Annotated in this window: 25 protein-coding genes and 3 pseudogenes; 15 read left to right on the top strand and 13 right to left on the bottom strand. The window is 72.6% G+C overall.

The genetic code is table 11. The features are described 5' to 3' along the window. Together J7E93_RS00270 and J7E93_RS00275 are read left to right on the top strand one after the other, a co-directional pair. Window positions 1-251: pseudogene (locus J7E93_RS00270) on the top strand (MFS transporter); the annotation flags it as partial. Between the two features lie 77 nt (window positions 252-328). Continuing rightward, window positions 329-1561: a PP2C family protein-serine/threonine phosphatase gene (locus tag J7E93_RS00275; RefSeq protein WP_215064924.1), complete on the top strand. Its 1233-nt coding sequence runs from the start codon at window positions 329-331 to the stop codon at window positions 1559-1561. A 21-nt stretch (window positions 1562-1582) separates the two neighbouring features. Here J7E93_RS00275 and J7E93_RS00280 read toward each other — a convergent pair whose 3' ends face one another. Both J7E93_RS00280 and J7E93_RS00285 read right to left on the bottom strand, forming a co-directional pair. Beyond that, window positions 1583-2458, bottom strand: coding sequence for a hypothetical protein (locus tag J7E93_RS00280; RefSeq protein WP_251065819.1), 876 nt, complete (start codon window positions 2456-2458; stop codon window positions 1583-1585). A 130-nt stretch (window positions 2459-2588) separates the two neighbouring features. Further along, window positions 2589-3002, bottom strand: a complete 414-nt coding sequence (locus tag J7E93_RS00285; protein WP_251065820.1) for a cupin domain-containing protein — start codon at window positions 3000-3002, stop codon at window positions 2589-2591. A 52-nt stretch (window positions 3003-3054) separates the two neighbouring features. Here J7E93_RS00285 and J7E93_RS00290 point away from each other — a divergent pair, with 52 nt between their 5' ends. Beyond that, window positions 3055-4041, top strand: a complete 987-nt coding sequence (locus J7E93_RS00290; protein ID WP_215064926.1) for a helix-turn-helix domain-containing protein — start codon at window positions 3055-3057, stop codon at window positions 4039-4041. Window positions 4042-4077: 36 nt separating this feature from the next. Here J7E93_RS00290 and J7E93_RS00295 read toward each other — a convergent pair whose 3' ends face one another. Continuing rightward, window positions 4078-4662, bottom strand: coding sequence for a nucleosidase (locus J7E93_RS00295; protein WP_251065821.1), 585 nt, complete (start codon window positions 4660-4662; stop codon window positions 4078-4080). A 181-nt stretch (window positions 4663-4843) separates the two neighbouring features. Between J7E93_RS00295 and J7E93_RS00300 the strand changes: the two genes are divergently transcribed. Further along, window positions 4844-5047 carry a cold-shock protein gene (locus J7E93_RS00300; RefSeq protein WP_215064930.1) on the top strand — a complete coding sequence of 68 codons (204 nt, stop codon included), beginning with the start codon at window positions 4844-4846 and terminating at the stop codon, window positions 5045-5047. A 296-nt stretch (window positions 5048-5343) separates the two neighbouring features. Here the strand turns inward: J7E93_RS00300 and J7E93_RS00305 are convergent, their stop codons facing one another. From J7E93_RS00305 to J7E93_RS00315, 3 genes are all read right to left on the bottom strand, one after another. Next, window positions 5344-6492: a hypothetical protein gene (locus tag J7E93_RS00305; RefSeq protein WP_215064932.1), complete on the bottom strand. Its 1149-nt coding sequence runs from the start codon at window positions 6490-6492 to the stop codon at window positions 5344-5346. Between the two features lie 259 nt (window positions 6493-6751). Further along, window positions 6752-8119, bottom strand: a complete 1368-nt coding sequence (locus J7E93_RS00310; RefSeq protein ID WP_308367423.1) for a VWA domain-containing protein — start codon at window positions 8117-8119, stop codon at window positions 6752-6754. A 17-nt stretch (window positions 8120-8136) separates the two neighbouring features. Beyond that, the gene (locus tag J7E93_RS00315; RefSeq protein ID WP_215064936.1) at window positions 8137-9006 is read right to left on the bottom strand and encodes a MoxR family ATPase; all 870 of its coding nucleotides are present in this window, start codon (window positions 9004-9006) and stop codon (window positions 8137-8139) included. Between the two features lie 357 nt (window positions 9007-9363). On the opposite strand from J7E93_RS00315, the gene J7E93_RS00320 reads away from it, so the two are divergent. Next, a complete protein-coding gene (locus J7E93_RS00320; RefSeq protein ID WP_251065822.1) occupies window positions 9364-9744 on the top strand; it encodes a luciferase family protein in 381 nt (126 codons plus the stop codon). 153 nt (window positions 9745-9897) lie between these two features. Then, window positions 9898-10815, top strand: a complete 918-nt coding sequence (locus J7E93_RS00325) for a YhjD/YihY/BrkB family envelope integrity protein (protein ID WP_215064938.1) — start codon at window positions 9898-9900, stop codon at window positions 10813-10815. A gap of 34 nt (window positions 10816-10849) precedes the next feature. Here the strand turns inward: J7E93_RS00325 and J7E93_RS00330 are convergent, their stop codons facing one another. Further along, window positions 10850-11197, bottom strand: a complete 348-nt coding sequence (locus tag J7E93_RS00330; protein ID WP_215064945.1) for a hypothetical protein — start codon at window positions 11195-11197, stop codon at window positions 10850-10852. 102 nt (window positions 11198-11299) lie between these two features. Between J7E93_RS00330 and J7E93_RS00335 the strand changes: the two are divergent. Both J7E93_RS00335 and J7E93_RS00340 read left to right on the top strand, forming a co-directional pair. Next, window positions 11300-12006 (top strand): annotated as a pseudogene (locus tag J7E93_RS00335) (response regulator). A gap of 141 nt (window positions 12007-12147) precedes the next feature. After that, entirely contained in the window at window positions 12148-12648 is a 501-nt protein-coding gene (locus J7E93_RS00340; RefSeq protein WP_215064947.1) for an NUDIX domain-containing protein, read from the top strand. An 84-nt stretch (window positions 12649-12732) separates the two neighbouring features. On the opposite strand, the gene J7E93_RS00345 is transcribed toward J7E93_RS00340, so the two are convergent. Continuing rightward, entirely contained in the window at window positions 12733-13248 is a 516-nt protein-coding gene (locus tag J7E93_RS00345) for a hypothetical protein (RefSeq protein WP_215064948.1), read from the bottom strand. A 196-nt stretch (window positions 13249-13444) separates the two neighbouring features. On the opposite strand from J7E93_RS00345, the gene J7E93_RS00350 reads away from it, so the two are divergent. Next, window positions 13445-13663 (top strand): hypothetical protein, encoded by a 219-nt coding sequence (locus J7E93_RS00350; protein WP_251065823.1) that lies wholly within the window; start codon window positions 13445-13447, stop codon window positions 13661-13663. 97 nt (window positions 13664-13760) lie between these two features. After that, window positions 13761-14258, top strand: coding sequence for a peptidylprolyl isomerase (locus J7E93_RS00355; RefSeq protein ID WP_215064950.1), 498 nt, complete (start codon window positions 13761-13763; stop codon window positions 14256-14258). A 354-nt stretch (window positions 14259-14612) separates the two neighbouring features. Here the strand turns inward: J7E93_RS00355 and J7E93_RS00360 are convergent, their stop codons facing one another. Both J7E93_RS00360 and J7E93_RS00365 read right to left on the bottom strand, forming a co-directional pair. Beyond that, entirely contained in the window at window positions 14613-15380 is a 768-nt protein-coding gene (locus J7E93_RS00360; protein WP_215064952.1) for an alpha/beta fold hydrolase, read from the bottom strand. A 58-nt stretch (window positions 15381-15438) separates the two neighbouring features. Next, a complete protein-coding gene (locus J7E93_RS00365) occupies window positions 15439-15690 on the bottom strand; it encodes a type B 50S ribosomal protein L31 (protein WP_215064954.1) in 252 nt (83 codons plus the stop codon). Between the two features lie 123 nt (window positions 15691-15813). Between J7E93_RS00365 and J7E93_RS00370 the strand changes: the two genes are divergently transcribed. Beyond that, window positions 15814-16035, top strand: a complete 222-nt coding sequence (locus J7E93_RS00370) for a hypothetical protein (RefSeq protein ID WP_215064956.1) — start codon at window positions 15814-15816, stop codon at window positions 16033-16035. Window positions 16036-16060: 25 nt separating this feature from the next. Here the strand turns inward: J7E93_RS00370 and J7E93_RS00375 are convergent, their stop codons facing one another. After that, window positions 16061-18562, bottom strand: a complete 2502-nt coding sequence (locus tag J7E93_RS00375) for a SpoIIE family protein phosphatase (RefSeq protein ID WP_374105340.1) — start codon at window positions 18560-18562, stop codon at window positions 16061-16063. Between the two features lie 307 nt (window positions 18563-18869). On the opposite strand from J7E93_RS00375, the gene J7E93_RS00380 reads away from it, so the two are divergent. The 4 genes and pseudogenes from J7E93_RS00380 to J7E93_RS00395 all read left to right on the top strand — a co-directional run bounded on the left by J7E93_RS00380 (window position 18870) and on the right by J7E93_RS00395 (window position 24045). Beyond that, window positions 18870-19634, top strand: a complete 765-nt coding sequence (locus tag J7E93_RS00380) for an alpha/beta fold hydrolase (RefSeq protein WP_215064958.1) — start codon at window positions 18870-18872, stop codon at window positions 19632-19634. Window positions 19635-19942: 308 nt separating this feature from the next. After that, window positions 19943-20209: a hypothetical protein gene (locus tag J7E93_RS00385; RefSeq protein WP_215064959.1), complete on the top strand. Its 267-nt coding sequence runs from the start codon at window positions 19943-19945 to the stop codon at window positions 20207-20209. A 185-nt stretch (window positions 20210-20394) separates the two neighbouring features. After that, a complete protein-coding gene (locus J7E93_RS00390) occupies window positions 20395-21675 on the top strand; it encodes a glycoside hydrolase family 16 protein (protein ID WP_215064961.1) in 1281 nt (426 codons plus the stop codon). 170 nt (window positions 21676-21845) lie between these two features. Continuing rightward, window positions 21846-24045 (top strand): annotated as a pseudogene (locus J7E93_RS00395) (discoidin domain-containing protein). A 117-nt stretch (window positions 24046-24162) separates the two neighbouring features. Here the strand turns inward: J7E93_RS00395 and J7E93_RS00400 are convergent. Both J7E93_RS00400 and J7E93_RS00405 read right to left on the bottom strand, forming a co-directional pair. Further along, a complete protein-coding gene (locus tag J7E93_RS00400; protein WP_215064963.1) occupies window positions 24163-25515 on the bottom strand; it encodes a GH1 family beta-glucosidase in 1353 nt (450 codons plus the stop codon). 38 nt (window positions 25516-25553) lie between these two features. Further along, window positions 25554-26393 (bottom strand): carbohydrate ABC transporter permease, encoded by an 840-nt coding sequence (locus tag J7E93_RS00405; RefSeq protein ID WP_215065029.1) that lies wholly within the window; start codon window positions 26391-26393, stop codon window positions 25554-25556. Between the last annotated feature and the right edge of the window lie 6 nt (window positions 26394-26399).

Below are 26399 nucleotides of genomic sequence, written 5' to 3' on the forward strand. Positions count from 1 at the left end.
CCGCCGCCGACGCCGGGGTCGCCGGAGGGCTCCAGCAGACCGCCATGAACACCGGTCCCGCCCTCGGCGTCGCCACGGCGACCCTGCTGATGACCCTCGACCCCTCCGCCGGATTCGTCCCCGCCATGGGCACGACGCTCCTCGCCCTGGCGGCCCTCGCCGCGCTGGGCGCCGCGGCGGCGCTCGGGCTCCCCGGCCGATCCGTACCCCGGGAGGGAACGGAGCGCCCCCGGCCCGTGCCCGCGTCCTGAGGGACACCGGGCTCCGGCCCCGGACACGCGGCGGGCAACGCCCCGGCCCCGCCGCCCGCTCTGCGTACGATCACGAAATGCCCACAGGTGGTCACCGTCACCGTCGTCGCCGTTCCTGGTCCCGGCCGCGCACCCAGATCACCATCGGGCGCGCGCTGCCCGTGCTGGTCATGGTGGTGACGGTTGCCACCGACCTCCTCACGCCCGAACGGGAGCGCTTCGACCGGCTGCTCGTGGTCGCGCCCGCCCTCGCCGCCGTGACCTGGAGCGTCCGGGGCACCGTCGTCATCGGGATGATCGCCATGGTGCTGCGCGGGCTGCTCGGCGTGAGCAGGAACGAGCCGTTCGCGCCCGATCTCCTCGCCAACGAAGTGGTCCTGGCGACGGTGACCGCCGCAGCCGTGTGGGTCAGCCGCGTGCGGCTGCGCTACGAACGGGATCTGCGCGAGGTCACCGCCGTCGCCGAGGTCGTCCAGCGGGTCGTCCTGCGCCCCCTCCCGCCCCGGCTCGGCCCCGTCCGACTCCATCTGCTGTACGTCGCCGCCGCGGCCAAGGCCCGGATCGGCGGCGACTTCTACGAAGCCGTCCGCGTGCCCGGCGCCGTACGGCTGATGCTCGGCGACGTTCAGGGCAAGGGACTGGGGGCGGTCGAGACCGCATCCGTGCTGCTCGGCTCCTTCCGCGCCACCGTCAACGACGCCCCCGACCTGCCCACGCTGGCCGACCGGCTCGAAGAAGGCCTCAGCCGCTTCGGGGCCTGGGACCCCGCCTCCGACGCGGCCGAACGCTTCGCCACCGTCGTCCTCGCCGAGATCCCCGACGACGCCGACGTCATACGGCTCCTCAGCTGCGGCCACCCCGCACCGCTGCTCCAGCACGGCGGGCGGGTGCACCCCGTCGAGTTCACCGATCCCTCCCTGCCGGTCAACCTGGCCGGCCTCGTCGACGCCCGGCACCGCGTGGAGGAGGTGCCCTTCGCGCCGGGCGACCGACTGCTGCTGTTCACCGACGGGGTGAGCGAGACCCGCGACCCCGACGGCGCCTTCTACCCCCTGGAGGAGCGCATGCGCCGCTGGGCGACGGAGCCGGGTGAGCGACTTCCCGCCCTGCTCCACGGGGACCTGTCCGCCTATGGTGCCGACGGCCTGGACGACGACGTGGCCGCGATGCTCGTCGAACGGCTGCCCGGCCCCGACTCCGGCCCCGACTCCGACTCCGACTCCGGCTCCGGCTCCGACTCCGGCTCCGACTCCGGCTCCGGACCCGCCCTGGCCCTTGGACCGCCTGGACCGTCCGGACCGCCTGTCTGACGGCCTCCCAGGAGCGGCCCCTCACCGTCGGGGTGGGTCGGGAACAGACTCGTACAGCACGGTGTGGAACCGGCTCTCCGCCTCCCGCCCCGTCGGATCCGCCCCGAGGGCCCGTACCGCCTCGACGGCGAAGCGCTGCTCGGCCGCGTCGGTGAACAGCCGCTGCGGATAGGTCCGCGACGGATCCGCCACGGTCCGCAGGCCGTAGGTCGCCAGACACTCCTCGATCGGCCGGTACGAGACCGTACGCAGGACGAAGGCGCTGACACGCACCGGACGCCGGGCCCATGCGAGGAGTGCGGCGAAGGTGCGCCGGGTGAGGTAGCTGCCGCCGCCGGTCAGCGTGAGCAGGGTGACATCGGCCATCGCGGCCCGCAGCCGAGGGCTCGGGTCCGCGCCCTCCTCGAGGTTCTCCGCGAAGCCGTCGTCCAGGAGGCCGACCTCACGGGCGTACCTCAGCGCGTGTCCCGCGACGTCGAGCCCGATGACCGGGGCCGCGTCGGGACGGCGCCGGGCCGCGTAGAACTCCTTGTCCCGCACGGCGAGTTCGGCGGAGGTCAGCTCGCGGACCGCCGGGTCGGTGTAGCGGGCGTACAGCTCGGCCAGGGTGACGTCGTGGTTGAGCAGGGCGGCGTTGATCCCGTACGAGCAGCACAGGTCGAGCACCGTCCCGCCCCCGCGCTCCGCCGCCGCGCGCCGGAAAGCCGGTTGGGCCTGCTGCGGAATCTCGTACTCCAGCGGGGCGAGACGCGAGAAGTACGCGCGTGGGTCGGGCCGGTCGTAGATGTCGTCGAACCGCGCCTTGCCGCCCGTGCTGCCTGTGCCACCCGTACTGCCTGCGGCACCCGCGCTGCCTGAGCCACGGGTACTGCCCGCGCCCGGCTCGGACCCGCTCATGTCGCGCGCCTCCTCCACCAGGGGTCCACCCCTCCAGGATGAGCTCGCCACCGGCGTGCCGCACCGCGTGGCCGTTCCCCACGCGGGCATCGGCATCGGCATCGGGCTTCAGGCAGGCCGTGGCCCTCGGTCAGGCGTCCAGCGCGTGTCCGGTCGTCGCGTCGACATGGCCCGGAATCTCGTCGTGCCGGTCGCCGACCGACAGTGTGCCCGTCGGTTCGAAGAGCAGGATGGTGGCGCCGGACGGCGCGGAGGGCCGGTGCTCCACGCCCCGGGGCACGGTGAGGACGGAGCCGCGGGGCAGCGACACCGTTCGCTCCACCCCGTTCTCCCGCAGCGAGATGCGCAGTTCGCCGTCGAGGACGAGGAAGAACTCGTCGGTGTGATCGTGGGCGTGCCACACATGCTCGCCGGCCACCTTGGCCACGCGGACGTCGTAGTCGTTCACCCGCGTCACGATGCGGGGGCTCCACAGCTCGTCGAAGGTGGCGAGGGCCTCGGCGAGGGCGACGGGGGTGCTGGGCACAGGGTTCTTCGCGTTCATGGAGCCATCCTCGGCCCCGCGCTCCGCCCGCCGGGAGTGCTAGAAAAAGCACATGCCGCAAGGATCCTCGCACCGGGACGCCGGTCCCCACCGCGTCGTCGTGATCGTCGACGCGAACTCCAACCCCTTCGAGCTCGGCTGCGCCACCGAGGTCTTCGGCCTGCGCCGCCCGGAGACAGGCCGCGACCTGTACGACTTCCGGCTCTGCTCGCCCGAGCCCCGCACCCTCATGCGGGACGGCTTCTTCACCCTCACCGGCGTCGCCGGGCTCGAGGCGGCTGACTCCGCCGACACCCTGATCGTTCCCAACCGGCCCGACGTCGACGTGCCGCGCCGCCCCGCCGTGCTCGACACGGTCCGCCGCGCCCACGCCCGCGGTGCGCGCCTGATCGGCTTCTGCAGCGGGGCCTTCACCCTGGCCGAGGCCGGGGTGCTCGACGGCCGGCGCGCCACCGCCCACTGGCAGTGGGCCGAGTCCTTCCGCGCGCGCTTCCCCTCCGTACGCCTCGAACCCGACGTGCTGTTCGTGGACGACGGCGACATCCTCACCGCCGCAGGCAGCGCCGCCGCCCTCGACCTCGGACTCCACGTCGTCCGGCGCGACCACGGAGCCGAGATCGCCAACTCGGTGAGCCGCCGCCTGGTCTTCGCGGCCCATCGCGACGGCGGCCAGCGACAGTTCGTCGAGCGGCCGGTCCCCGACGTGCCCGACGAATCCCTCGCACCGCTGCTCGCCTGGGCCCAGGAACGCCTCGGCTCCCCGCTGGCCGTCGCCGATCTCGCGGCCCGCGCCGCCGTCAGCCCGGCGACACTCCACCGCCGTTTCCGTGCCCAGCTCGGCACCACCCCGCTGGCCTGGCTGACCGGCGAGCGGGTCGCGCTCGCCTGCCGTCTCATCGAGCGCGGCGAGGCCCGGTTCGAGGTCGTCGCCCGTACCAGCGGCCTCGGCACGGCCGCCCATCTGAGGGCCTTGATGAAGCGCGAGACGGGCCTGTCCCCGTCCGCGTACCGCCGCCGCTTCGGTCCGGCGGCCGGCTGAGACCGTTCCGCCACGGCCCGCCCGGCCGGCGACGCCTCAGGAGCGGTACGGGGTGTGGGCGGCAGCCCAGTCCGCGAGCGCGCGGGCACAGTCGGCGACCGACTCGCGCCAGGTCCTGGCGGCCCCGTCACCCGCCTCGTCGCTCACATGCTTCACGATCCGCAGCGGCACACCGGCGACCGCGGCGGCCGTGGCGAGGGCATAGGCCTCCATGTCCACCAGGGCCGCCCGGGCGGCGAGCCTGGCCCGTGCGGCCTCGTCGGCGATGAACGCGTCACCGGTGGCCAGGGTGACGTCGCCCCCGTCGGGGAGGGTCAGCGGCGCGCCGTAGGTCTCACCGGTCAGCGTGGCCAGCAGCTCGCCGTCGAGGTCGTGCTGGAGGACCGTGCCGACGACATGCGTCCCCGTCCACCCCGGCCGCAGCGCCCCCGCCGTCCCCAGGTTCACCACGCCGGACGGCCGCGTGCCCCGACCCAGCACGCTCGCGAGCGCCGTGGCCGCGTTCACCTTGCCCATGCCGGTCAGCAGGATCGGCAGGTCCGTGTCGAGGAACTGCGCCTCCTCCTTCACGGCCAGGACGAGCAGGGGCCGGTCGGCCGTGATCTCTCCGATGAGTTCCATGGGGGCCACGCTAATTCCGCGGGGCCCGTCCCGTACAACCGGGGAGCCGGCCCTGGACCCGGACCGGCCCCGGTCTCGGAATCGGCCTCGGGCCCAGGACCGGCGGCCCGGACCGGCCGCCGGGACTTCCGCGCCGTGCTGAGGGACCATGGAAGTGTCCGTATGCGCCAAGGAGATCAAGATGGCAACCGGAACAGTGAAGTGGTTCAACGCGGAGAAGGGCTTCGGCTTCATCGCCCAGGACGGAGGCGGCCCGGACGTCTTCGTCCACTACTCGGCCATCACCACGACCGGGTACCGCGAGCTCAGCGAGGGCCAGCCGGTCGAGTTCGACGTCGTCCAGGGCCCGAAGGGTCCCCAGGCCGAGAACGTCACCCCCGGCTGAGCGGCCGAGGCGTCGCATCGTCGCCCGGGCCGGCCCCCGCCGACCCGGGCGACGCGAGCGACGACGCCGGCCCGGCGACCCTGCCGAACCGGTGACTGTGCAGGAACAGCGACGTGACCGTGCAGGAACAGCGACGGTGCCGGCCCAGGAACACCGGGCCGGCACCGCGCCTCTCTCACCACACGCTCACACGCTCACCTCGCACCTCGCACCTCGCACCTCGCACCTCGCACCTCGCACCTCGCACCTCGCACCTCGCACCTCGCACCTCGCACCTCGCACTTCCACCTCGCACCTCACATCGACCAGCGCAGCACCGCGCCCAGCCCGCCCGCGGGCCCGGGCATACCGTCGGGCACCACCAGGACGTCGCAGTCCGCGGCCGCGGCCGCCCGCAGCACCGCGTCGTCCGCGCGTGCCTGCTCGGGCCTGGGCACGCCCATGGCCCGCGCTTCGCCGCGCTGCACGGCGATGTCGTCGACGCCCGGGCCGATCCAGACCGGGCGCCCGCCGTCGGAGGCGTCCTGCGTGATCAGCAGAGTGGCGACCTGGTGGTTGCGCGCGGCGTCGACCACGGCCGGGATCCCCTCGGCCGCCTCTCCCGGGCCCGTATCGACGGTGGAGGCGCGATGGGCGCCCGGCTTGCCGCGGCCCATCTGGAAGCGTTCGAGCGCCCTGCGCAGCCGGTTCTGGGAGAACTCCTCGCAGGCCCGGGCGATGTCGCGGTCGAGTGCCGCCGTGGAGGCGCCGGGGGAGCGGCTGCCGTTCTCTGCCTCGACGGTGACCGCCTGGAGCTGCTCGGAGAGCCGGCTGTGCACGGCCCTGCGCTCCCGGGCGTCACCCGCGAGGACCAGGAGATCGGCACCGCTCTCCGGCCACCGCCGGGCGAGCTCGCCCGCGATGGCGTCGGCGGTCTCGTTCCAGCTGTTCTCGACCCGGTTGCGGTAATGCCATTCGTAGCGGTCCGCGGGGATGCTGCGGTGCCCGCGGCCCTGCCACTCCTTGCCCTGGGCCTGCCCCATGTTCTCGCGCCGGTACGCCTGGCGGAGCTCCAGATCGGCGCCCGTACGGTCGATGTACGCCACCAGGCACGTCGGCTGGTCGCCGCGCAGCGCGGGCAGCGGCGCCACGTGCGGCAGGACGGACCACCGGGCCTCGCCCGCCGGTGGCGGAACGGCGAGCGGGACGTCGAGGACCACCTCGGCGCCGGAGGCGAAGAGGGCCCGGCCCGGTGGTGTACCGGAGACCGGCTCGTGGGCCAGCCGTTCCATCACCGCCCGGGTGGTGTACGCGTCGGCGCCCGCGTCGATGAGCTGACCCGCGATGGAGCGCTCACGGAGCTTCTGCACCTTGGCCCCGTCCTCGGTCGCGCGGGTGGTCTCGATGTAGACCGAGGCCCAGGGGCCCGGCCTGGTGAAGAGCGGTTTGAGGAATCCGAGTTCCATGACGTCCCCCAGACGCGTGGATGCCGAGTACCACCGGTGTGCGCGGACGGCGTCCGTCGGGCCGTGGAGCGTGCCGACGCTCCCGCAGTCCGCCCCGGTCCCTCGCGGGTGCCCCTCGCGCCCCGGGTGAAACCGACCGGCGACGGCCGGCCCCGGCGCGCTCCGCGCAGCCCCCGGAACTCGGCCGAGCCATCCCTCGGGGACGTACGGCGACGGCTCCCTACGGCACGTTCAGGGCATGGCCGCGGTGCCACTGAGCTCAGATCGGCAGCAGGCGGCCGATCAGCTCGCCGAGCTGCCGCGCGTTGCGGCACGGGCGCATGTCGACCAGCTCGGCGTAGGCGAGCGCCGCGGAATCGCCCGTCGACCAGAGCGAGGGCTGCTCCGGGTTCAGCCAGTGGACCCGGCGGGCCCGGTCCCTGATCAGCTTCAGCGCCGCGAGATTCGGGTCCGTCATGTTCGTACGGGCGTCACCGAGGACGAAGACCGCGGTGCGGGGGCTGACGGCGTCCGCGTACCGTTCGACGAACTCGCCCAGCGCGCTCCCGTAGTCGCTCTGCCCGTGCCAGCCGGTCAGCTCGGCCTCCGACAGGATCCGCGCGCCCAGCCCCGCCGGGTCGGCCGAGCCCCGGGCGATCAGGTCGGTCACCTCGTCCGTCCGGTTGACGAAGGCGAAGACCCGTACCCGGCTGAACTGGTCGTGCAGCGCCTGGACCAGCAGCATCGTGAAGTTCGCGAACCCGGCGACCGAACCCGACACATCGCACAGCAGCACGAGCTCCGGCCGGCCGGGCCGACGGCGCCGCAACACCGGACGCATCGGCACACCGCCGGTCGACAGCGAACCGCGCAGCGTCCGGCGCAGATCGATCCGCCCCCGCGCGGCGCGACGGCGCCGGGCGGCGAGGCGGGTCGCCAGCTTGCGCGCCAGCGGGTGCACCGTCTTGCGCAGTTCGTCGAGCTGGGCCCGGCCGGCGAGGAGGAAGTCGACGCTGTCCGCCGTACCCCCGACCGCGCGGCGCGCGACCCGGTCCCTTCCCTGCCGTTCGGCGACCCGCCGGCGCGCCTCCGTACGGACCTGCTCCCGGAACGCCTCGATGCGCCGACGGATCTCGTCGTCCCTCAGCCGGTCGGTGAAGGCGGGACCGTCGGGCTCGGTGTCCGGGGCGGGGGCCTCCTGCAGCATCGCGCGCACGCGGGCCAGCAGCGTCTCGGGACGGAGCCGGGCGAGGGTCTGGTACGAGGACCAGCCGTCCGACCCCGGCGAGGACCCGTAGCCGCCGAGACCGCCCACCGCCTCACCCGCCAGCCGTGCCAGCGCCGAGCGGTCGTCGGCGGCGAGGGCGGCGGCCAGCCGCTCACGCAGCTCGGCTGTGTCGGTGTCCTCCACGGCCCCTTCCGCCACCGGGCCGGCGCTCGCGGGGAAGTACAGGTCGAAGACCCGGTCGAAGAGCGCGCGCTGCCCCTCCTGGTGGAGCAGGGTCGCGGCCAGCGCCTCCCGCATCCGCTCCCGGTCGTCGAACCCCACGGCCTCCAGGGCGCGGCCCGCGTCCACGCTCTCGCCGGTTCCGATGCCGAGGCCGTGTGCGCGCAGCGCGTGCACCAGTCCGGTGAGCCGGTCGGTCACCCCCGCCGACGGTGTCCTCACACCGCGTCCAGGTCGAGCTTCGCCGCCGCCTTCAGGATGTCGTCCTGGTGCTTGAGGATCACACCCAGACTGTCGCGCACCACCGTCTCGTCCAGGGTGTCGGCGCCCAGCGCGAGCAGCGTGCGGGCCCAGTCGATCGTCTCCGCGACGGAGGGGACCTTGCGCAGGTCCATCGCCCGCAGCGCGCCGACCACCCGCACGACCGAGGCGGCCAGCGTCTCGTCCAGGCCCGGCACCTTCATCGTCACGATCCGGCGTTCGAGTTCCTCCTCCGGGAACCCGATGTGGAGGAAGAGGCAGCGGCGGCGCAGCGCCTCGGACAGCTCGCGGCTCGCGTTGGAGGTCAGGACCACGAAGGGGCGACGCGTGGCGGTGAGGGTGCCGAGCTCGGGCACGGTGACCTGGAAGTCGCTGAGCACCTCGAGGAGCAGCCCCTCCACCTCGACATCGGCCTTGTCCGTCTCGTCGATGAGGAGCACCGTCGGGTCGGCGGAGCGGATGGCGGTCAGGAGCGGCCGGGAGAGCAGGAACTCCTCGCTGAAGATGTCCGTCCGCGTCTCGTCCCAGGACTCGTCGCGGCCCGCGGTGATGCGCAGCAGCTGCTTGGCGTGGTTCCACTCGTACAGGGCACGCGACTCGTCGACGCCCTCGTAGCACTGGAGCCTGACCAGGCGGGCGTCCGCCACCTGGGCGACGGCCTTGGCCAGCTCCGTCTTGCCGACGCCGGCCGGGCCCTCGACGAGCAGCGGCTTGCCCAGCCGGTCGGCCAGGAAGACGGTGGTGGCGACGGCGGGCGAGGCCAGATAGCCGGTCGCGGCGAGGCGCTCGGCGACCTCGTCGACGGAGGTGAAGTACCCGGTCGTCATTGGTTGTTCTCCCCGGTGCGGCAGGTCTTGTACTGGCCGGTAGCCATCGGTACCCGATCACTTCCGGCCCCGCTCCACAACCGTCCGGACGGCGAATGCGGCCAACGTCACGGGCGGCCGCCGGCGCCACTCGCCGGGGTCTCGGTGGCGGCAGCCCGCGTCGGGCCGCGGGACTTCGCAGCCCCTGGTGAGGGGTTACGGAGCGTGAGGGGTCGAGCAGCGAAGCGCGCCCGGAAGGGGCGCTTTCAGGGTTCCGAGCGCCTCCTCGCACCACCGCGGAGGGGCGTTTTCGCGCCTCGGCGCGATTGTTTCGGCAGGACGCTTGTGCAGGGGCGCCGCTCCCGGCACGCTCCAGCCATGAACACCGCCAGGCACGCCGGTGAACGCCTGATGAGCTGGCCCTCGCTGATCGCCGGACGCGCCCATTGCGGCGCCGAACTCGGCCTGGGCACCGAGACCCACGACATCGTGCACTTCCACGGTGAACACGAGGCCGACGTCCACCTCACCCGCGCCATGATCGCGAAGCTGCGGCCCGCCCTGCTGGGGTCGAGCGCCCTGAGACTGCGCGCCGGATCGGGCTGGGTGACGGTCCGTCTGGACATGGGGTCGGACATCGACCTGCTTGCGACCCTGGTGAGCGCGGCGCTCCAGGCCTCCAGCCGAGGTCAGGACGCCCCGTCCGACACGGCGCCGGACGGCTGCACCCGCATGTGCCTCACCCCCGGCCCGCGCTGACGGCGACGCGCACGGCCCCGGCCGCCGCACCCGCGGCCGGGAGGCACCGCACCCGCGGCCGGGAGGCACCGTCCGCGCGGAGCGTCCCGCGCATACCGCCCGTTCGGCGGCATGCCGGAGGTGTCCGGGCTTCCTGCGGGTACTCCCCGTGGCATGCCCTCCACTTCCGGCGCGCCGCACGACGGTGCCCCCGCTGAGCACGGTCACTGGTTCCACCGGCTCCACCAGTCGGTCGTGACCTCGGTCCTCGGGCTCGCCTGGAACCGTGGGCGCGAGATGGAACTGATGCACCGCGCGATGGGCTTCGCGGCGCTCAGCCTCCTCACCCTCGTCCCGCTGCTCATCGTCGTCGCCGCCGCCGACCTGGCCAGTGGACAGGGCTTCGCCCGCTGGCTGGTGCAGGGCCTCGGGGTCACCGAGGTGTCTCAGGAGGAGGTCGAACTGCTCTTCGGCAAGCCGGGGCAGGCGCTGCAGCGGACCACCGCCTTCGGCCTCGCCGCCCTCGCCGCGTTCGGCGTCACCTTCGGGTCCGCCGTGCAGACCGGATACGAACGGGCGTGGGACCTGCCCACCGCCCGCTGGCACACCATGTGGCGCCACGTCGTCTGGCTCGCCGTCCTCGTCGCCGCGCTCCTCCTCTTCGTCGCCACCCCCGCACCGGCGGCCTCCTCCACCTCGGTCACCCTCCTCATCGCGGCCGGTGACGTCGTCGGAGCGTTCTTCTTCTTCTGGTGGTCGCAGCGCTTCCTCCTGTGCGGCCGTATCCGCTGGCGCGCCCTGGCGCCGGGTGCCGTCTGCACCGCCCTGGGGCTCCTGGGTCTGCGGATCTTCTCCCAGTTCGTCTTCTCCCCGCTGATCGCCTCCAACGCGGTGACCTACGGCCAGTTCGGGACGGTCCTCGTCCTGCAGTCCTGGCTCGTCGGCGTCGGCTTCGTCGTCTACGGCGCCGCCCTCGTCGGGCGTCTGATCCACGAGCACCTGCTCCGGCGCCGCATCGACCGTCTGCCGGCCGAGCTGCCGGCCGAGCTTTCGGACGAGACGCTGGACGGTCCCGCCGACGGCCCTCACTGAAGCCCCGGGGACGCCCCGGCACCCGTGCACCGACTCACTGGTCCCGTCGACGCACCGCCACCACCGTCACCACGGCCGCGACCAGCCCCCACACCCCGTACACCAGCCACGCCCCGCCCGACGACCAGGGGAAGGCGGCCTCGTACGGACCGACCCGGACCAGCCGCATCCACGCGGGGTAGGGCAGGGCGTGGGCGACGACGGCCTGCACGTGGCGCTGGTCCGAGAGGACGATCGGCAGCAGAAGCAGGACCACGACGTTCACCACCATCGTCGTCGCGCCGTGCCGCACGATCACGCCGATCGCCATGCCGACCAGCGCCGACACCGGCGCGAGGAGCGCGGACGCGACGATCAGGCGCAGGGCGCCCGGTTCCGGCATGCGGGAGCGGGTCGCCCTGCTGCACGGCGAGTTCCGCGCCGCACCACGCCCCGAAGGCGGCTTCCGGGTCACGGCCCGCCTTCCCCTACCGGCAGGAGCCCGATGACCGGCCGAACCGCCGATACCGCCGTCGCCCCCGAGGCCGCCTCCGTCGGTGCCGTACGCGTCGTCCTCACCGACGACCAGCCCCTGGTCCGCGCCGCCCTGCGGATGGTCATCGCCGAGGTCCCCGACCTCGATGTCGTCGGCGAGGCGGGAAACGGCGCCGAAGCGGTCGAGCTGGCCGCCGCCCTCCGCCCCGATGTGATCGTGATGGACCTCCGCATGCCCGGCATGGACGGCATCGAGGCCACCCGTACGATCATGGCCGGGCCCGGCCCACCCGCGTCCTCGTCCTGACCATGTTCGACGACGACGAATACGTCTACGGGGCGCTGCGCGCCGGGGCGAGCGGTTTCCTCGTCAAGGACATGGGGCTGGACGAGATCCTCGCCGCGATCCGCGTCGTCGCCGCGGGAGACGCCCTGATCGCGCCGAGCGTCACCCGCCGGCTCATCGAGGACCTCGCGGGCCAGCCCGCGCCGGGCACGCCACGACGGCGCGAACTCGCCGCCGTCACCGAGCGGGAGCGTGAGGTGCTCACCCTCATCGGCAGCGGGCTCTCCAACACCGAGATCGCCGAACGGCTCGTCATCAGCGTCGCCACCGTCAAGACCTACGTGACCCGGCTGCTCGCCAAGCTCGACGCCCGTGACCGGGTGCAGCTCGTGATCATCGCGTACGAGACGGGCCTGGTGGCCCCGGGCTGACCGGCCCGACCCCCGGCACCGGCTGCCCCGGCGCGTCATGATCACACGATCCGGTGACGTGGCCGCGGGGCGGCGGCAGCGGCCGGCGGGACCGGTTGGATGGGAGGTGATCCGACCGGCCCGTCGAAAGAGAGCTGCCCCATGGCGAACACCTGGCTGCCGCCCGCCGAGTACATCGCGACGCTGCCGAGGGCGACGGCGTACGCCTGTCTGTACTTCACCGACAGCGCGGGCCGGCCCTTCCAGTTGCGCGCCACCTACCGCAGCGAGCTGTGGCAGTGGCCGGGCGGCAACATGGACCCGGGCGAGACGCCCTGGCAGACGGCGGTCCGGGAGTGCCGGGAGGAGACGGGAATCGTCTTCGGCGGCGAGCCGAGGCTCCTCGGCACGCACTTCGTCTCCGACCGGGGCGAGGAGTGGCCGGCCAACCACATCGGCTTCATCTTCGACGGGGGTGTCCTGACGGACGAGCAGCTCGCCGGCGTCGTCCTCGACCCGGACGAGCACAGCGAGTTCAGGATTCGCACCCTCGACGAATGGGAGCGGGAGATGACCCCGCGGAACTTCGCGCGGCTCGCCGAGATCGACCGTGCCCGCCGCTCGGGCACGACGGTGTACGTCGAGAGCGGCGCCGACATCTGAGAAGCCACCGGCCGGCAGGGCGTGACCGGAACGCCGGCCGAGGGGCCCGTCGCGGCGACGGGCCCCCGCCGTGTGTCGCGCGGGTCAGGCCGGGCAGCCGACCGGATGGGCGACGTCGAGCACGAAGCGCTCGGGAGAGTGGAGCGTGAAGGTCTTGTAGGCGGGCTTGGTGTCGAAGGCAGCTCCGATGGTCACCACGCCCTCGAAGTCGCCGGTCAGGGCGACCCCCTTGAGCGCGGGCAGATGGATCTTCAGGAGCCGGGGTCCCTCGTAGACGGAACGTCCGGCCTCGTTGTGGGCGGCGGCGGGGGAGAGTTTGATCTCCAGGAAGAACTTTCCGGCGAGCGGAACCCGCTTGCCGGAGCCGTCGTAGTGGAGAGCGCTGACCGGGGTCACGGTGACCGGGGGCATGGTGCCCCGGACGTCGATCACGAGCCGGTCGAAGGTGGAGTGCCCGCCCCAGCGGGCGTTGACCACGAGAGCGGTCGAAGGCTGAGTCGTCGCCCGCTCCGTGGCGGCGTCGGCCGGGATCGTGGCTCCGATTCCGGCGGTCAGAAGAATGCCGGCGGCCAAGGCCGCGAGGCGTTGGCGGTGATGCATGGCGTCCCCTCTTTCCTGCGACGGGGACAGTGGTGTCACTGAGAGAGACATCCACCACCACCATACGGTTGCAGGGATATAGGGGGAATAGGGATATTTGTGCTGAAGGTGTCGATCTGGACGCCGTGGTCTCACTCGATGCGCTCACCCGAGTGCGAGACCGTAACCCCCGCGCTCCTCAGCAGTTGACCAGGGCATGAAGAAGCGCAGCATGCTCGCCATCGCCTCCCTCGCCGCAGGCGTCGTCACCGCCCTCGTCACGCCGCCGCCGCATGCGACCGCCGCGGACCACGGCACGGCCGGAACCACCGGCCTTCTGCAGAACGACACCGCGCTCGGCTCCCTCACCGAGGAGGCCGGTCCGCTCGTGGCCGACAGCGGCCTCCAGGCCCCGGACTCCGACGGACTGGCGTAAGGCCCCGGGTCCCCGTACCTCGCACAGGGGTACGGGGATCCGCCATGTAGAGGCAGCCCGTGCGCGTGCGGCGGGACAGGAATGACAGGATGTCCCCATGAGCAACAACGTTTACTTCGACATCACCATTGACGACGCCCCCGCCGGCCGGATCGTCTTCAAGCTGTTCGACGACGTCGTCCCCAAGACGGCCAAGAACTTCCGCGAGCTCGCCACCGGCGAGCACGGCTACGGCTACGCCGGCTCCCCGTTCCACCGCGTCATCCCGCAGTTCATGCTGCAGGGCGGCGACTTCACCAACGGCAACGGCACCGGCGGCAAGAGCATCTACGGCGAGAAGTTCGAGGACGAGAACTTCCAGCTGAAGCACGACCGGCCGTTCCTCCTCTCCATGGCGAACGCGGGCCGCAACACCAACGGCTCCCAGTTCTTCATCACGACCATCGTGACCGACTGGCTCGACGGCAAGCACGTCGTCTTCGGCGAGGTCGTCGAGGGCCAGGACCTGGTCAAGAAGATCGAGTCCCTGGGCTCCCGCTCCGGCGCGACCAGCGCGAAGATCGCCGTCGCCGAGTCCGGCGTCATCGAGGCCTGAGCCGCGACAGCCGATCAGCGCACGACCGCCCCCGCGAGCCTTCCCGGGGGCGGTCGCGCGTTTCTGTCCGTAGGGGGACCGGCGAAGGCGGAGGCCTTCCTCAACGGCCACCCGCACCACATCGCCGAGGTCGACGGCCGCCCGGTCCACTTCGTCCATCTGCGCGCGCCGGCGGCCGTCACCCTGAGCCACGAACCGGCGTACGCCGGCTTCCCGCGTAGCCTCGCCGAGCGCACCTTCCGCGACCTGCGCCACTGGAGCACACCGGGCCGGGGCGGCCATTTCATGGCCCACGAGGAACCGGAGCGGGTGGCCGCCGAACTTCGTACCTTCTTCCGGCCCTTGCGGGAGCCGTCAGCGGCGCTCGACGGCCAGGGCCCGGGTCAGCGCCTCCGTGAAACCGTCCGGGTTGTCGATCATCAGGTTGTGGCCGGCCTTCGGGACCTCGAAGACGGGGACACCGAGCGCGCGCACACGCTCGGTGTCCGCGTCCGGGAGGCTGTACTCGCCGACCAGGAAGGCCCGCGGACGGTCGAGCCCGGCCAGCAGCTCACCCTCGGCCGGAGAGGCTCCCTCGACCAGGGCCACCGCACTGCGGTGCACCGCGAGCGGATCGGCGAGGCGCAACCGCGCCACGTAGTCCGGGCGGTCCAGCGAGGCCAGCATCCGTGCGAACCCCTCGCGCACGAAGACGTCCTCGTCCTGGGCGGCCACCGGTGAGCTGAACATGCCTCCGCCGGGGTACAGATTGGGCTCCGCCACCACCAGCCGGGCCACCAGATCGGGCCGCGCGGCGGCCAGCCGGACGGCGACGGCGCCGCCCATGGAGTGCCCGACCAGCTCCACCCCGGTCAGCCGCCGGTGCTCCAGAATCCGTGCCACGGCGTCGGCCTGAGCCGCCGTACGGTAGCTGAATCCCCTCGGCCGGTCGCTCAGACCGAAGCCCAGCAGATCCACCAGGAGCGCCGAGCCGCCGGGCAGGGCGGAGTGTGTGGCGATGTGAGCGAAGTCGGACGCACCCGTGCACCCGAGTCCGTGGAGGAAGACCCGCACGGGGCCCTCACCCGGCATCTCGATCCAACGGATGTGCGCCTGTGCGTCCGTCAGGAACAACTCCCGCACGACCGCCCCCCTACCTGTCACTGGTGTACCGACCGGGACACCTTACGGGGCGGCCGGGTCAGGAGGACTCGTCGCCGTAGCGCCGCTCGAACTTCGCGATCCGGCCCTCGGAGTCCACCGTGCGCGCCTTGCCCGTGTAGAACGGGTGGCTCTCCGAGGAGATCTCCACGTCGACGACGGGGTACGTGTTGCCGTCGTCCCACTCGATCGTCTGCTCGCTGCTCGCCGTGGACCGGGTCAGGAAGGCGAACCCGGCGGAGCGGTCGCGGAAGACCACGGGGCCGTACTCCGGCTGCTTGTCCTGCTGCACGTCTCCTCCTCGGGCTGCCTGCTGATGTGCCCAGCCTCGCCGGGTACGGGCGGGCCGACCAGCGCCACGGGGCCGACCGGGTGACCCCTTCCGCCGTGATCACGAACCGGGCTACGATCGGCCATGACCTCTCTCCTCGTGCTGTTCGGTGTTCTGGGCGGCTCCGTGGCGCTGCTCGTCGTGAAGCTGATGCGGCGCGGGAGCGGCCGGACCGAGAACGTCGAGGGGCTCCTCATCGAGCAGGCCCGGCGCGAACAGGCGCACAGCGACCGCACGTCGTTCTCGTCCTTCGCGTCGCACAACTCACCGCCGACGACGGGCGACAGCCACCGCCACCGCCACTAGAGCGTTCCCCGGCGGCTCGGGGCACTCAGGAGGAGCGGGCCCAGCGGGCGGCCAGGAGGAGGGCGATGTCGTCCGGCCGGTCCACGGCCTGGCGGGCGTCGCGGATCAGCCGGTCCGCCGTCTCCGTGAGGGCGACCGATCCCGAGACGGAGAACGTGCGCCGCAGCCGCTCGACCCCCTCGTCGATGTCCCTGCCCGGGCGCTCCACCAGACCGTCCGTGAACAGTGCGAGCACCGCCCCAGGTTCCAGGATCAGCTCGGTGACGGGGAAGGTGGCGTCGTCGTCGATGCCGAGGACGAGACCGCCGGCGAGCTCCAGGACCTGCGCCGTCCCGTCGGGCCGCCGCAGCAGCGGCTGCGGATGACCCGCCCGTACGGCCTGAAGAGCGCCGGTCTCCGGATCGAGCACGATGTAGCAGCAGCTGGCGAACTGCCCCGGATCGAGGTCGATCAACAGCCGGTTGGTGCCCCGGACCACCTCCTGGGGCGCCAGGCCACCGAGGGCGAAGGCCCGTACGGCGCTGCGGAGCTGCCCCATGGTGGCCGCGGCGGCCACGCCGTGACCCTGCACGTCGCCCACCACCAGGGCCAGCAGCCCGTCCCCCGTCTCGATCACGTCGTACCAGTCGCCGCCCACGTCCATGCCCTGCGTGCCGGGCAGGTAGCGCGCCACCGTGTCGACCTGATCGCGGACCGGCAGCCGGTGGGGGAGCAGGGCGTCCTGCAGGCCGCGGGCGAGCGCCGCCTCGCTGTCGTAGCGCCGGGCCCGCTCCAGCGCCTGCGCGATGAGCCCCGCGAGCGCGGTCAGTACGGTGCGCTCCTCCGGGCTGAAGCCGCGCGGCCGGTCGAAGCCGAGGATGCAGGAGCCGACGGGACGGCCCGAGGCGATCAGCGGCAGAAAGGCGCGGGCGCCCGTGTGGGCGTCCAGCGGCAGGTCCGGATAGGCGCGGCTCAGCTGCTCCATCGACTCGTAGAACAGCGGACGGCCGGTGGTGAGCGTCTCCACACCGGGCAGGTGGGCGTCGAGGCCGACGCCGTCGAAGGGCTCCAGGAAGCCCGGCGGGAACCCGGTCTCCCAGGCCAGATAGAGATGGCGGTCGCTCAGCAGGTAGATCGCCAGCTGACGGCCTCCGAACGCGGGCAGCAGCTCGTCGGTGACGACGGCGGACACCTGGCGGGCCGTGACGGCCTCGGTCAGCGCGATCGCGAGGGCCACCGGCCGGTACAGCGCCGAGGCCCGGTCCGCCGGGGAGCCCAGACCGGCGTCCGGACGGGTCACGGACGCGGGCCGGTAGGCGGGATCCGCCTCCGGCTGGAGCACCAGCGTGACGCCGTCGTGGCCGGGATAGAGGGAGACCGAGAGCCACTCGCGCTCGGACGCGTGGGCCAGGAAGTGGACGGGCTCGTCCGACAGGAGCGCGGACCGCAGGTGCTCCTCGTGGGCGGGATGACCGAACCAGGGCAGGGCCTCCCACACCGTCCGCCCGGCGAGCGAGGCACGGGGACGGCCGAGGAGGGCCTCGGTCAGGTGGTTGACGTAGGTGATCCGGCCCAGACGGTCGATCGCCATGATGGCCCGGGGCAGCCGGTCGGTGGCGTCCGAGCCGACCAGGCCGGTGCCGAGGTCGACCAGGGAGCCGGTGAGCACACCCGGGCGACCGCTCGGGCTGGCGCGGGCGGAGACCTCCAGCAGGTGCAGTCCGCCGTCGGGCCCTTTCAGCCGGAGCCTGCGGGCCACCTGGGTGCCGGACTCGGCGGCCCGCCGGGCCATCGTCCACAGCGCATAGGTGTCCTCGGGCGCCAGGCGCTCGGTGAGCGCCTCGATGGTGCCGGGGAAGGCCGTGACGTCGCCGAGGATGGCCAGCAGCCCGGCGTCGGCGGTGACGGTCCCGGTGTCCAGGTCCCAGTCGAAGTAGCCGATCCGTACCGGCGGCGTGCCGCCCGAGGGCAGCTGGACGCAGACCGGTTCACCGGGCCATTCGACGGTCGCGCCCCGTTCGGCGAGACCGGCGAGGGCCGCCCCGAGCCGCCGGGTCTCCCGTGCCAACCGGGTGCGGTCCCGTGAGTTGACGGGGACACCGGGCGTCGGCGTCCGCAGGACCACGAGGACGCCGAAGCGTTCGCGGCCGCTGACGATCGGCGCGTACAGCGAGGCGAAGGGGAACGGGAGGCTCGCCACCAGCTGCGGAAACTGACGCATGGCCTCCTCGACGTCGGCCAGGTGCACCGGCTGACCGGAGCGGTGGGCCTCCGCGACGGGGAACGGCCGGTTCACATGCATCCGCCACCAGGGCCGGAACAGGGGGCCCGGCAGCCCGGCGAGCACCGCCATGCGGAGCAGGCCCGGCGTCCCGGACCGCAGATAGACGCCGCCCGCGTAGCCGCCGACCGCCTCGATCGTGCGGAGCGCGGCCTCGGCCATGACCAGCGGCAGGGCGTCGAAGGGCCCCCCATCGGCGTCCGTTCTCCCGGGCGAGTCCCCGGTCTGGGCCGACGGGCCCGGGCCGGCCACGCCGTGCGACGTCACACAGCCAGCATGCTCCCGGGCCGAGGGGCCCCGCATCTCGCCGCTGCCGGGGAAGCGGGAGACGGCGCTCTTCCCGCGTCCGCCGGACATCCGCCGGACACGGTCCTGGTCGCCGCCGCTCACCCACCGTCGCGACCGTGGCGCGGGGCGTGTACCGCGCGCAGCCCGGGGCCGAGTGCGCCCGGACGTCCCGTCCAGGAGGTTGACCGGCGTGCCGTGGCTGGCGAGACTCGATCGACGGCGACGGCGACGGCGACGGCGTGCACGGTGCGTGCGGGACGCGCGCACCTCGTGACCAGGGGGCGTGATGACGGGCCAGGTTCTTCCGTACGACGTACAGGGCAGCGGATCCCGGCGGGCGCTGGTGCTGCACAACTGGTTCGGCGACCGCACGAGTTTCGATCCGCTGCGCGCCCACCTCGACGGTGACACCGGTACGTACGCCTTCCTCGACTGCCGTGGGTACGGGGAGGCGATCGGCACCGACGGCGCGTTCACCATGGAGGAGGTCGCGGCGGACGCCCTGGCCGTCGCCGACGACCTGGGCTGGGACTCCTTCTCCGTGATCGGCCACTCCATGGGCGGCAAGGCGGCCCAGCTGATGCTCCTCGACGCGCCCGCGCGGGTCCGTTCGCTCATCGGCATCTCACCGGTGTCCGCGGCGGGCTTTCCCCTCGACGGGGAGAGCTGGGAGCTGTTCGCCGGCGCCGCGGAGGATCCCGGCAACCGACGGGTCATCATCGACACCACCACGGGCGGCCGGTACGGCGACGCCTGGCTGGGCCAGGTCGTCGAGCGCTCGCTCGAACGCTCCTCGGCCGCGGCCTTCCGTGCCTACCTGGACTCCTGGGCCCGCACCGACTTCCATCACCGGGTCAAGGACAACCCCACCCCCGTGCTGCTCGTCGTCGGCGCCCACGACCCGGCGCTGGGCGCCGCGGCAATGGAAGCCACCTGGCTCCAGTGGTACCCGAACGCCCGTCTCGAAGTCCTCCCGGAGGCGGGCCACTACGCCCCGGAGGAGAGCCCCCGGGCGCTCGCCGAGGCGATCGAGGACTTCCTCGCCGGCTGACGGCCGAGCACGGAGCCGACTCGGCGGGGCCGGCCGCCGGCTGGGGCGACCGCAGACGGGGGCCGAGCCTGGCGGGGCCGGCCGTCAGTGGCGCAGGGCCCGGGGGGCGTGCTCCTCGACGGCCTTCCACAGGGCTCGCTCGGACGGGTTCACGAGCGCCCGTCCGCCCACGGTGACGTCGGCACCGTCTCGTCCCCCCGGCGACCGAGCGCACGAACGCCGCAGCTTCCGGGCTCCGCCCGATGTTCACCTCGGTGGACGTCACGGCGGCCCCGTGCGCGAGCATGGACCGGGAGAGGAAGGTGGCCATGGACGCGTCCGTCATGACCGTGGTGATCGTGGCCGCGCTCCTGGTGTGCCGGTCGGCGGTGCTGGAGATGCGCGAGCCCGGCGCCGGCCGCCGCGCCTGGGCCTTCCTCCGGGACCGCCGGGCCCTCGGCGCGGGCCTGACCGCCGCCCTCCTGCTCGGCGGGTTCGGCTGGGGAACCATCGGCGCCGGCGCGGTGCCGTGGGCCTGCCTCGCCGGCGTTCTGGTGGCCTCCGTGTCCGCGCGGCGGCGCACGCCCGGCGAGTAGGCCTCGTGGGGGCGTCGGTGGAACCGCCGGGCGTCTGACGGACCGGAACCCAGCGGAACAGGTATGTACCAGACCTCTTGACGGGCACTTAGTTCACTCCTTAAATCATGGGTGCAACAAAGCCGACTGAATGTCATGCCCATGATCTTCGGCTGTGTCCCCCACACCCGACGGAAGAGAGAGTCATGCACTCCTCCCGCTCACCACGGCGCCTGCTGTCCTCCGCCGTGGCCGCCCTCGCCCTCGCGGCGCTGGGCCTCGGCCTGGCAGGCCCCGCCCCCGACCCGTCCGGCGCCGACCACCACACCGCGTTCCGGCCCGCCGCCGAGGCCGCCGCCGTCACCTTCTCCGACGACTTCGACGGGCCCGCGGGCGCCGGCGTCGACGGCGCCAAGTGGCAGATCGAGGCCGGCGACAACGTCAACAACCACGAGCGGCAGTACTACACGGCCGGCAACCGCAACGCCGCGCTCGACGGCCAGGGCCATCTGGTCATCACCGCCCGCAAGGAGAACCCGGGCAACTACCAGTGCTGGTACGGGCGGTGCGAGTACACCTCCGCCCGGCTGAACACGGCCGGCCGGTTCACCACGACGTACGGCCGGGTCGAAGCCAGGATGAAGGTCCCGCGCGGACAGGGCATGTGGCCCGCGTTCTGGATGCTCGGCAACGACATCGGCCAGGTCGGCTGGCCGAATTCGGGCGAGATCGACGTCATGGAGAACGTCGGCTTCGAGCCGTCCACGGTCCACGGAACCCTGCACGGCCCCGGCTACTCAGGCTCCGGCGGCATCGGCGCCGGATACACGCTCCCGGGCGGGCAGACCTTCGCCGACGCGTTCCACACCTTCGCCGTCGACTGGGCGCCGGGCAGGATCACCTGGTCCGTCGACGGGACCGTCTACCAGACCCGTACGCCGGCCGACCTCGGCGGACGCACCTGGGTCTTCGACAAGCCGTTCTTCCTGATCCTCAACCTGGCGGTCGGCGGCTACTGGCCCGGCGACCCCGACGGCTCCACGGTCTTCCCGCAGCAACTCGTCGTCGACCACGTCCGGGTCACCACCGCGGACGGCCCCACCGGCGGCGGCCCGATCACCGGGATCGGTGGCAAGTGCGTCGACGTTGCCGGCGCCGGCACCGCCAACGGCACGGCGGTGCAGCTGTACGACTGCAACGGGACCGCCGCCCAGCGCTGGACGGTCGGGACCGACGGCACCGTACGGGCCCTCGGCAAGTGCCTCGACGTCGCCTCGGGCGGTACGGCCGACGGCACGGTGGTCCAACTCTGGGACTGCAACGGCACGGCCGCCCAGCGGTGGGACGCCAACGCGGCCCGGGACATCGTGAACCCCCAGTCCGGCAAGTGCCTGGACGCGACCGGCAACAGCTCCGCGAACGGCACCCGGCTGCAGATCTGGACCTGCGGCGGCGGCGCCAACCAGAAGTGGACCGTGACGCGATGACCGACGAACAGGACACGGCCGCCCCGGCGACCGACCAGCTCACCGACAGCCAGCCGACCGACAAGCCGATCACCGACAGCCAGGTGACCGACAAGCCGATCACCGACAGCCAGGTGACCGACAAGCCGATCACCGTCAGCCAGCCGACCCACGACCACCGGAGGCCTCTCGTGCCCGTACTCGGCAGACCCGTCGCGGCGCCGCCGCCACCCCGGCGACAAACCGTCTCCGCAGCCCGCAGGGGCCTCGCCGGGACCGTCGTCACCGCCCTCGTCGCCACCCTGCTCGCCCTCCTTCCCGCCTCAGCCGCCCAGGCCGCCCCCGTGCTGCTCTCCCAGGGCAAGCCGGTCACCGCCTCCAGCCAGGAGCACGCTGGTACGCCGGCGACCGCCGCCGTCGACGGCGACCCCGGCACACGCTGGTCCAGTGCCTTCTCCGACCCCCAGTGGCTCCAGGTCGACCTCGGCGCCCCGGCCTCCGTCGAGCGCGTCGAACTGCGCTGGGAGGCCGCCTACGCCACCGGCTACCGCATCGAGCTCTCGACCGACGGCACGAACTGGTCGACGGCCCACTCGACGACCGGCGGCGCCGGCGGCACCGAGAGCATCGCCGTCTCCGGGACCGCCCGCTACGTACGGATGCACGGTGTCACCAGGGCGACCGGCTACGGCTACTCCCTCTGGGAGTTCCAGGTCCACGGCACCATCGGCGGCGGGCCCGTCCTGCCCGGCGGCGGCGACCTCGGCCCGAACGTGCACATCATGGACCCGTCCACGCCCGGCATCCAGGCCAAGCTCGACCAGGTCTTCCGCGAGCAGGAGTCCGCGCAGTTCGGCACCGGCCGGCACGCGTTCCTGTTCAAGCCCGGTACGTACAACGGTCTCAACGCCCAGATCGGCTTCTACACCCAGATCGCGGGACTCGGGCTGCGGCCCGACGACACCACCATCAACGGTGATGTGACGGTCGATGCCGGGTGGTTCAACGGCAACGCCACCCAGAACTTCTGGCGGTCGGCGGAGAACCTGGCGTTGAACCCGGTCAACGGGACCAACCGCTGGGCGGTCTCACAGGCGGCAGTCCTTCCGTCGCATGCACGTCAGGGGCGGCCTGAACCTGGCTCCGAACGGCTACGGCTGGGCCAGCGGCGGCTACATCGCCGACACCAAGGTCGACGGGCAGATCGGCAACTACTCGCAGCAGCAGTGGTACACCCGCGACAGCGCGATCGGCGGCTGGTCCAACGCCGTGTGGAACCAGGTCTTCTCCGGCGTCGAGGGCGCCCCGGCCACCGGCTTCCCCGACCCGCCGTACACCACCCTCGACACCACGCCGATCTCCCGCGAGAAGCCGTTCCTGTACCTCGACGGCAACGAGTACAAGGTGTTCGCTCCGGCCAAGCGCACCAACGCGCGCGGCACCACCTGGGCGAACGGCACCCCGCAGGGTGAATCGATCCCGCTCGGCCGCTTCTACGTCGTCAAGCCGGGCGCCACGGCGGCGACCATCAACGCCGCCCTCGCCCAGGGGCTGCACCTGCTTTTCACCCCGGGCGTCTACCACGTCGACCGGACCATCGAGGTCGACCGGGCGAACACCATCGTCCTCGGCCTCGGCCTGGCCACGATCATCCCCGACAACGGCGTGACCGCCCTGCGGGTCGCCGACGTCGACGGCGTGCGACTCGCCGGATTCCTCGTCGACGCGGGCCCGGTCAACTCCCCGACGCTGCTGGAGATCGGCCCCCAGGGAGCCTCCGCGGACCACGCCGCCAACCCCACCACCGTCCAGGACGTCTACCTGCGCATCGGTGGAGCGGGCCCCGGCAAGGCCACCACCGGCATGGTGGTCAACAGCGACGACACCATCGTCGACCACACCTGGGTCTGGCGCGCCGACCACGGCGACGGCGTGGGCTGGGAGACCAACCGCGCCGACTACGGCGTCCGCGTCAACGGCGACGACGTGCTCGCCACCGGCCTGTTCGTCGAGCACTTCAACAAGTACGACGTCGAGTGGTTCGGCGAGCGCGGCCGCACCGTCTTCTTCCAGAACGAGAAGGCGTACGACGCACCCGACCAGGCCGCCATCCAGAACGGCTCGACCAAGGGGTACGCCGCCTACCGGGTCGACGACTCCGTCACCACCCACGAGGGCTGGGGCCTGGGCAGCTACTGCTACTACAACGTGAACCCGACGATCCGTCAGGGCCACGGCTTCAAGGCCCCGGTGCGGCCCGGGGTGAAGTTCCACCACCTGCTCGTCGTCTCGCTCGGCGGGAACGGCCAGTACGAGCACGTCATCAACGACATCGGGGCGTCGACCTCGGGGACGTCGACGATCCCGTCCACGGTCGTCTCCTACCCCTGACCCCCGCCCCCCAGGGAGGGATCCACCCCACGAAGGCCCCCCGAAGGGACCGCTCACACGAAGGGCCCCGGCCGCCGGAGAAGATCCGGTGGCCGGGGCCCTTCCCCGTCGCGTCACTCAGCTGCCGGCCGAGGCCTCGCGGTGCGCGCGGATGATCTCCGCGTACCGGTGTCCGCTCGTCTTGAGCGTGCGTACCTGCGTCGCGTAGTCCACGTGGACGAGCCCGAAGCGCTTGTCGTAGCCGTAGGCCCATTCGAAGTTGTCGAGCAGCGACCAGGCGTAGTAGCCGGCCAGCGGCGCCCCCTTGCGGACGGCGCGCGCGCAGGCCGCGAGGTGCTGCTCCAGGTAGCGGGTGCGCTCGGGGTCGTGGACCGCGCCGTCGGGGCCCACGGTGTCCGGGAAGGAGGAGCCGTTCTCCGTGACGTACAGCGTGCGGACGCCGTAGTCGTCGGTGAGGCGCAGCAGCAGCGCCTCCAGGCCCGAGTCGTCGACCGGCCAGTCCATGCCGGTGCGCGGGAGGCCGGGCACGCGTACCTCCCGGGCGTACGGGACGGGCCCCTCGGGGTCGTCGGCGACGACGACGGGGAAGTAGTAGTTGAGGCCGTGCCAGTCCAGCGGAGCGGCGATCGTCTCCATGTCGCCGGCCCGCTCGGGCAGTTCGACGCCGTAGAGCTCCCGCATGTCGGCGGGGAAGCCCCGGCCGTACACGGGGTCGAGCCACCAGCGGTTGGTGTGACCGTCCCCGCGGACGGCGGCCGCGACGTCCTCGGGTCGGGCCGAGGCCGCCTCCACGGTGGAGTGGTTGGTCACGAGTCCGACCCGGGCACCGGGCGCCGCCGCCCGAACGGCCTGCGTGGCGAGGCCGTGGCCGAGCAGCAGGTGGTACGAGGCGCGCACCGCGGCAGTCAGGTCGGTCAGGCCCGGGGCCATCCGGCCCTCCAGATGGCCGATCCACGCCGAGCACAGGGGCTCGTTGAGGGTGGCCCACTGGGTGACCCGGTCGCCCAGCCGTCCGGCCACGACGGAGGCGTACGCGGCGAGATGCTCGGCGGTGTCCCGTACCGTCCAGCCGCCCCGGTCCTGCAGGGACTGGGGGAGGTCCCAGTGGTAGAGGGTCACCGACGGGGTGATGCCGGCGTCGAGCAGGCCGTCGACCAGACGGTCGTAGAAGTCGAGGCCGGCCGCGTTGACCGGCCCGTCGCCGTCCGGCACGACGCGCGGCCAGGCGAGCGACATGCGGTACGCGTCGGTGCCGAGCCGCTTCATCAGCGAGATGTCCTCGGGCCACCGGTGGTAGTGGTCGCAGGCCTCGTCGCCGTGGTCGTCGTTGTCGACCTTGCCGGGGGTGTGGGAGAACGTGTCCCAGATGGAGGGCGCCCGGCCGTCCTCCCCGACGGCTCCCTCGATCTGGTAGGCGGATGTGGCCGTGCCCCAGACGAAGTCGCGGGGAAAGGCTGCAAGATCGATCACGGAGAACCTCTCGGAGGAGAACGGAGGGGTGGGAGGCGTCACTTGACCGCTCCGGCGGTCAGCCCGGTGACGAGATAGCGCTGGAGGAGGAGGAATCCGGCGACGACGGGCACGCTGACGACGAGCGAGGCGGCCATGACCTGGTTCCAGTACACCTCGTTCTGGGTGGAGTAGCCCTGGAGACCGACCGCGAGCGTGCGGGTGGTGTCGTCGGTCATCACCGAGGCGAACAGCACCTCGGCCCAGGCGGTCATGAAGGCGTAGACGGCGACGGCGACGATGCCGGGGATCGCCGCGGGCACGACGACCCGGAAGAGGGCGCCGAGCGGCCCGCATCCGTCGACCTCGGCCGCCTCGTCCAGGTCGCGCGGCACCGAGTCGAAGTACCCGATGAGCATCCAGATCGAGAACGGCAGGGAGAAGGTGAGATAGGTGAGGATCAGCCCGCCCCGCGAGCCGAACAGGGCGATCCCGGTCGCGTTGCCGATGTTGACGTAGATCAGGAACAGCGGCAGCAGGAACAGGATGCCGGGGAACATCTGGGTCGACAGCACCGTCACCGTGAACACCCGCTTGCCGCGGAAGGAGTAGCGGCTGACGGCATAGGCGGCGAAGACGGCGATGACGACGGAGCAGACGGTCGCGGAGCCCGCCACGACCAGGGAGTTGACGAAGTAGTCGGCGAGCGGGACGGTCTCCCAGATGTCGAAGTACGGCTGGACCGTCACTTCCGAGGGGATCCAATGGAACGTCCCCGAGACGTCCTGCAGCGGCTTCAGGGAGCTGGAGACCATGACGTACACCGGCAGCAGGACGAAGCCGGTGAGGAGCGTGAGGAAGATCCGCCGGCTCCACAGGAAGGACCGCGGAGGCGCCATCGGGGA

It is taken from the genome of Streptomyces sp. ISL-36 (assembly GCF_018614205.1).
In the GTDB taxonomy this organism is placed as follows: Bacteria; Actinomycetota; Actinomycetes; order Streptomycetales; family Streptomycetaceae; genus Streptomyces.

Excerpts from the sequence above, each read along its gene's own strand:
- J7E93_RS00340 (WP_215064947.1), top strand. The coding sequence starts at position 12,148 with ATGGCGAACACCTGGCTGCCGCCCGCCGAGTACATCGCGACGCTGCCG.
- J7E93_RS00330 (WP_215064945.1), bottom strand. The coding sequence starts at position 11,197 with ATGCCGGAACCGGGCGCCCTGCGCCTGATCGTCGCGTCCGCGCTCCTC.
- J7E93_RS00405 (WP_215065029.1), bottom strand. The coding sequence starts at position 26,393 with ATGGCGCCTCCGCGGTCCTTCCTGTGGAGCCGGCGGATCTTCCTCACG.
- J7E93_RS00345 (WP_215064948.1), bottom strand. The coding sequence starts at position 13,248 with ATGCATCACCGCCAACGCCTCGCGGCCTTGGCCGCCGGCATTCTTCTG.
- J7E93_RS00380 (WP_215064958.1), top strand. The coding sequence starts at position 18,870 with ATGACGGGCCAGGTTCTTCCGTACGACGTACAGGGCAGCGGATCCCGG.
- J7E93_RS00390 (WP_215064961.1), top strand. The coding sequence starts at position 20,395 with ATGCACTCCTCCCGCTCACCACGGCGCCTGCTGTCCTCCGCCGTGGCC.
- J7E93_RS00325 (WP_215064938.1), top strand. The coding sequence starts at position 9,898 with ATGCCCTCCACTTCCGGCGCGCCGCACGACGGTGCCCCCGCTGAGCAC.
- J7E93_RS00305 (WP_215064932.1), bottom strand. The coding sequence starts at position 6,492 with ATGGAACTCGGATTCCTCAAACCGCTCTTCACCAGGCCGGGCCCCTGG.
- J7E93_RS00320 (WP_251065822.1), top strand. The coding sequence starts at position 9,364 with ATGAACACCGCCAGGCACGCCGGTGAACGCCTGATGAGCTGGCCCTCG.
- J7E93_RS00350 (WP_251065823.1), top strand. The coding sequence starts at position 13,445 with ATGAAGAAGCGCAGCATGCTCGCCATCGCCTCCCTCGCCGCAGGCGTC.
- J7E93_RS00355 (WP_215064950.1), top strand. The coding sequence starts at position 13,761 with ATGAGCAACAACGTTTACTTCGACATCACCATTGACGACGCCCCCGCC.
- J7E93_RS00275 (WP_215064924.1), top strand. The coding sequence starts at position 329 with ATGCCCACAGGTGGTCACCGTCACCGTCGTCGCCGTTCCTGGTCCCGG.
- J7E93_RS00285 (WP_251065820.1), bottom strand. The coding sequence starts at position 3,002 with ATGAACGCGAAGAACCCTGTGCCCAGCACCCCCGTCGCCCTCGCCGAG.
- J7E93_RS00295 (WP_251065821.1), bottom strand. The coding sequence starts at position 4,662 with ATGGAACTCATCGGAGAGATCACGGCCGACCGGCCCCTGCTCGTCCTG.
- J7E93_RS00385 (WP_215064959.1), top strand. The coding sequence starts at position 19,943 with ATGGACGCGTCCGTCATGACCGTGGTGATCGTGGCCGCGCTCCTGGTG.
- J7E93_RS00315 (WP_215064936.1), bottom strand. The coding sequence starts at position 9,006 with ATGACGACCGGGTACTTCACCTCCGTCGACGAGGTCGCCGAGCGCCTC.
- J7E93_RS00300 (WP_215064930.1), top strand. The coding sequence starts at position 4,844 with ATGGCAACCGGAACAGTGAAGTGGTTCAACGCGGAGAAGGGCTTCGGC.
- J7E93_RS00370 (WP_215064956.1), top strand. The coding sequence starts at position 15,814 with ATGACCTCTCTCCTCGTGCTGTTCGGTGTTCTGGGCGGCTCCGTGGCG.
- J7E93_RS00280 (WP_251065819.1), bottom strand. The coding sequence starts at position 2,458 with ATGAGCGGGTCCGAGCCGGGCGCGGGCAGTACCCGTGGCTCAGGCAGC.
- J7E93_RS00290 (WP_215064926.1), top strand. The coding sequence starts at position 3,055 with ATGCCGCAAGGATCCTCGCACCGGGACGCCGGTCCCCACCGCGTCGTC.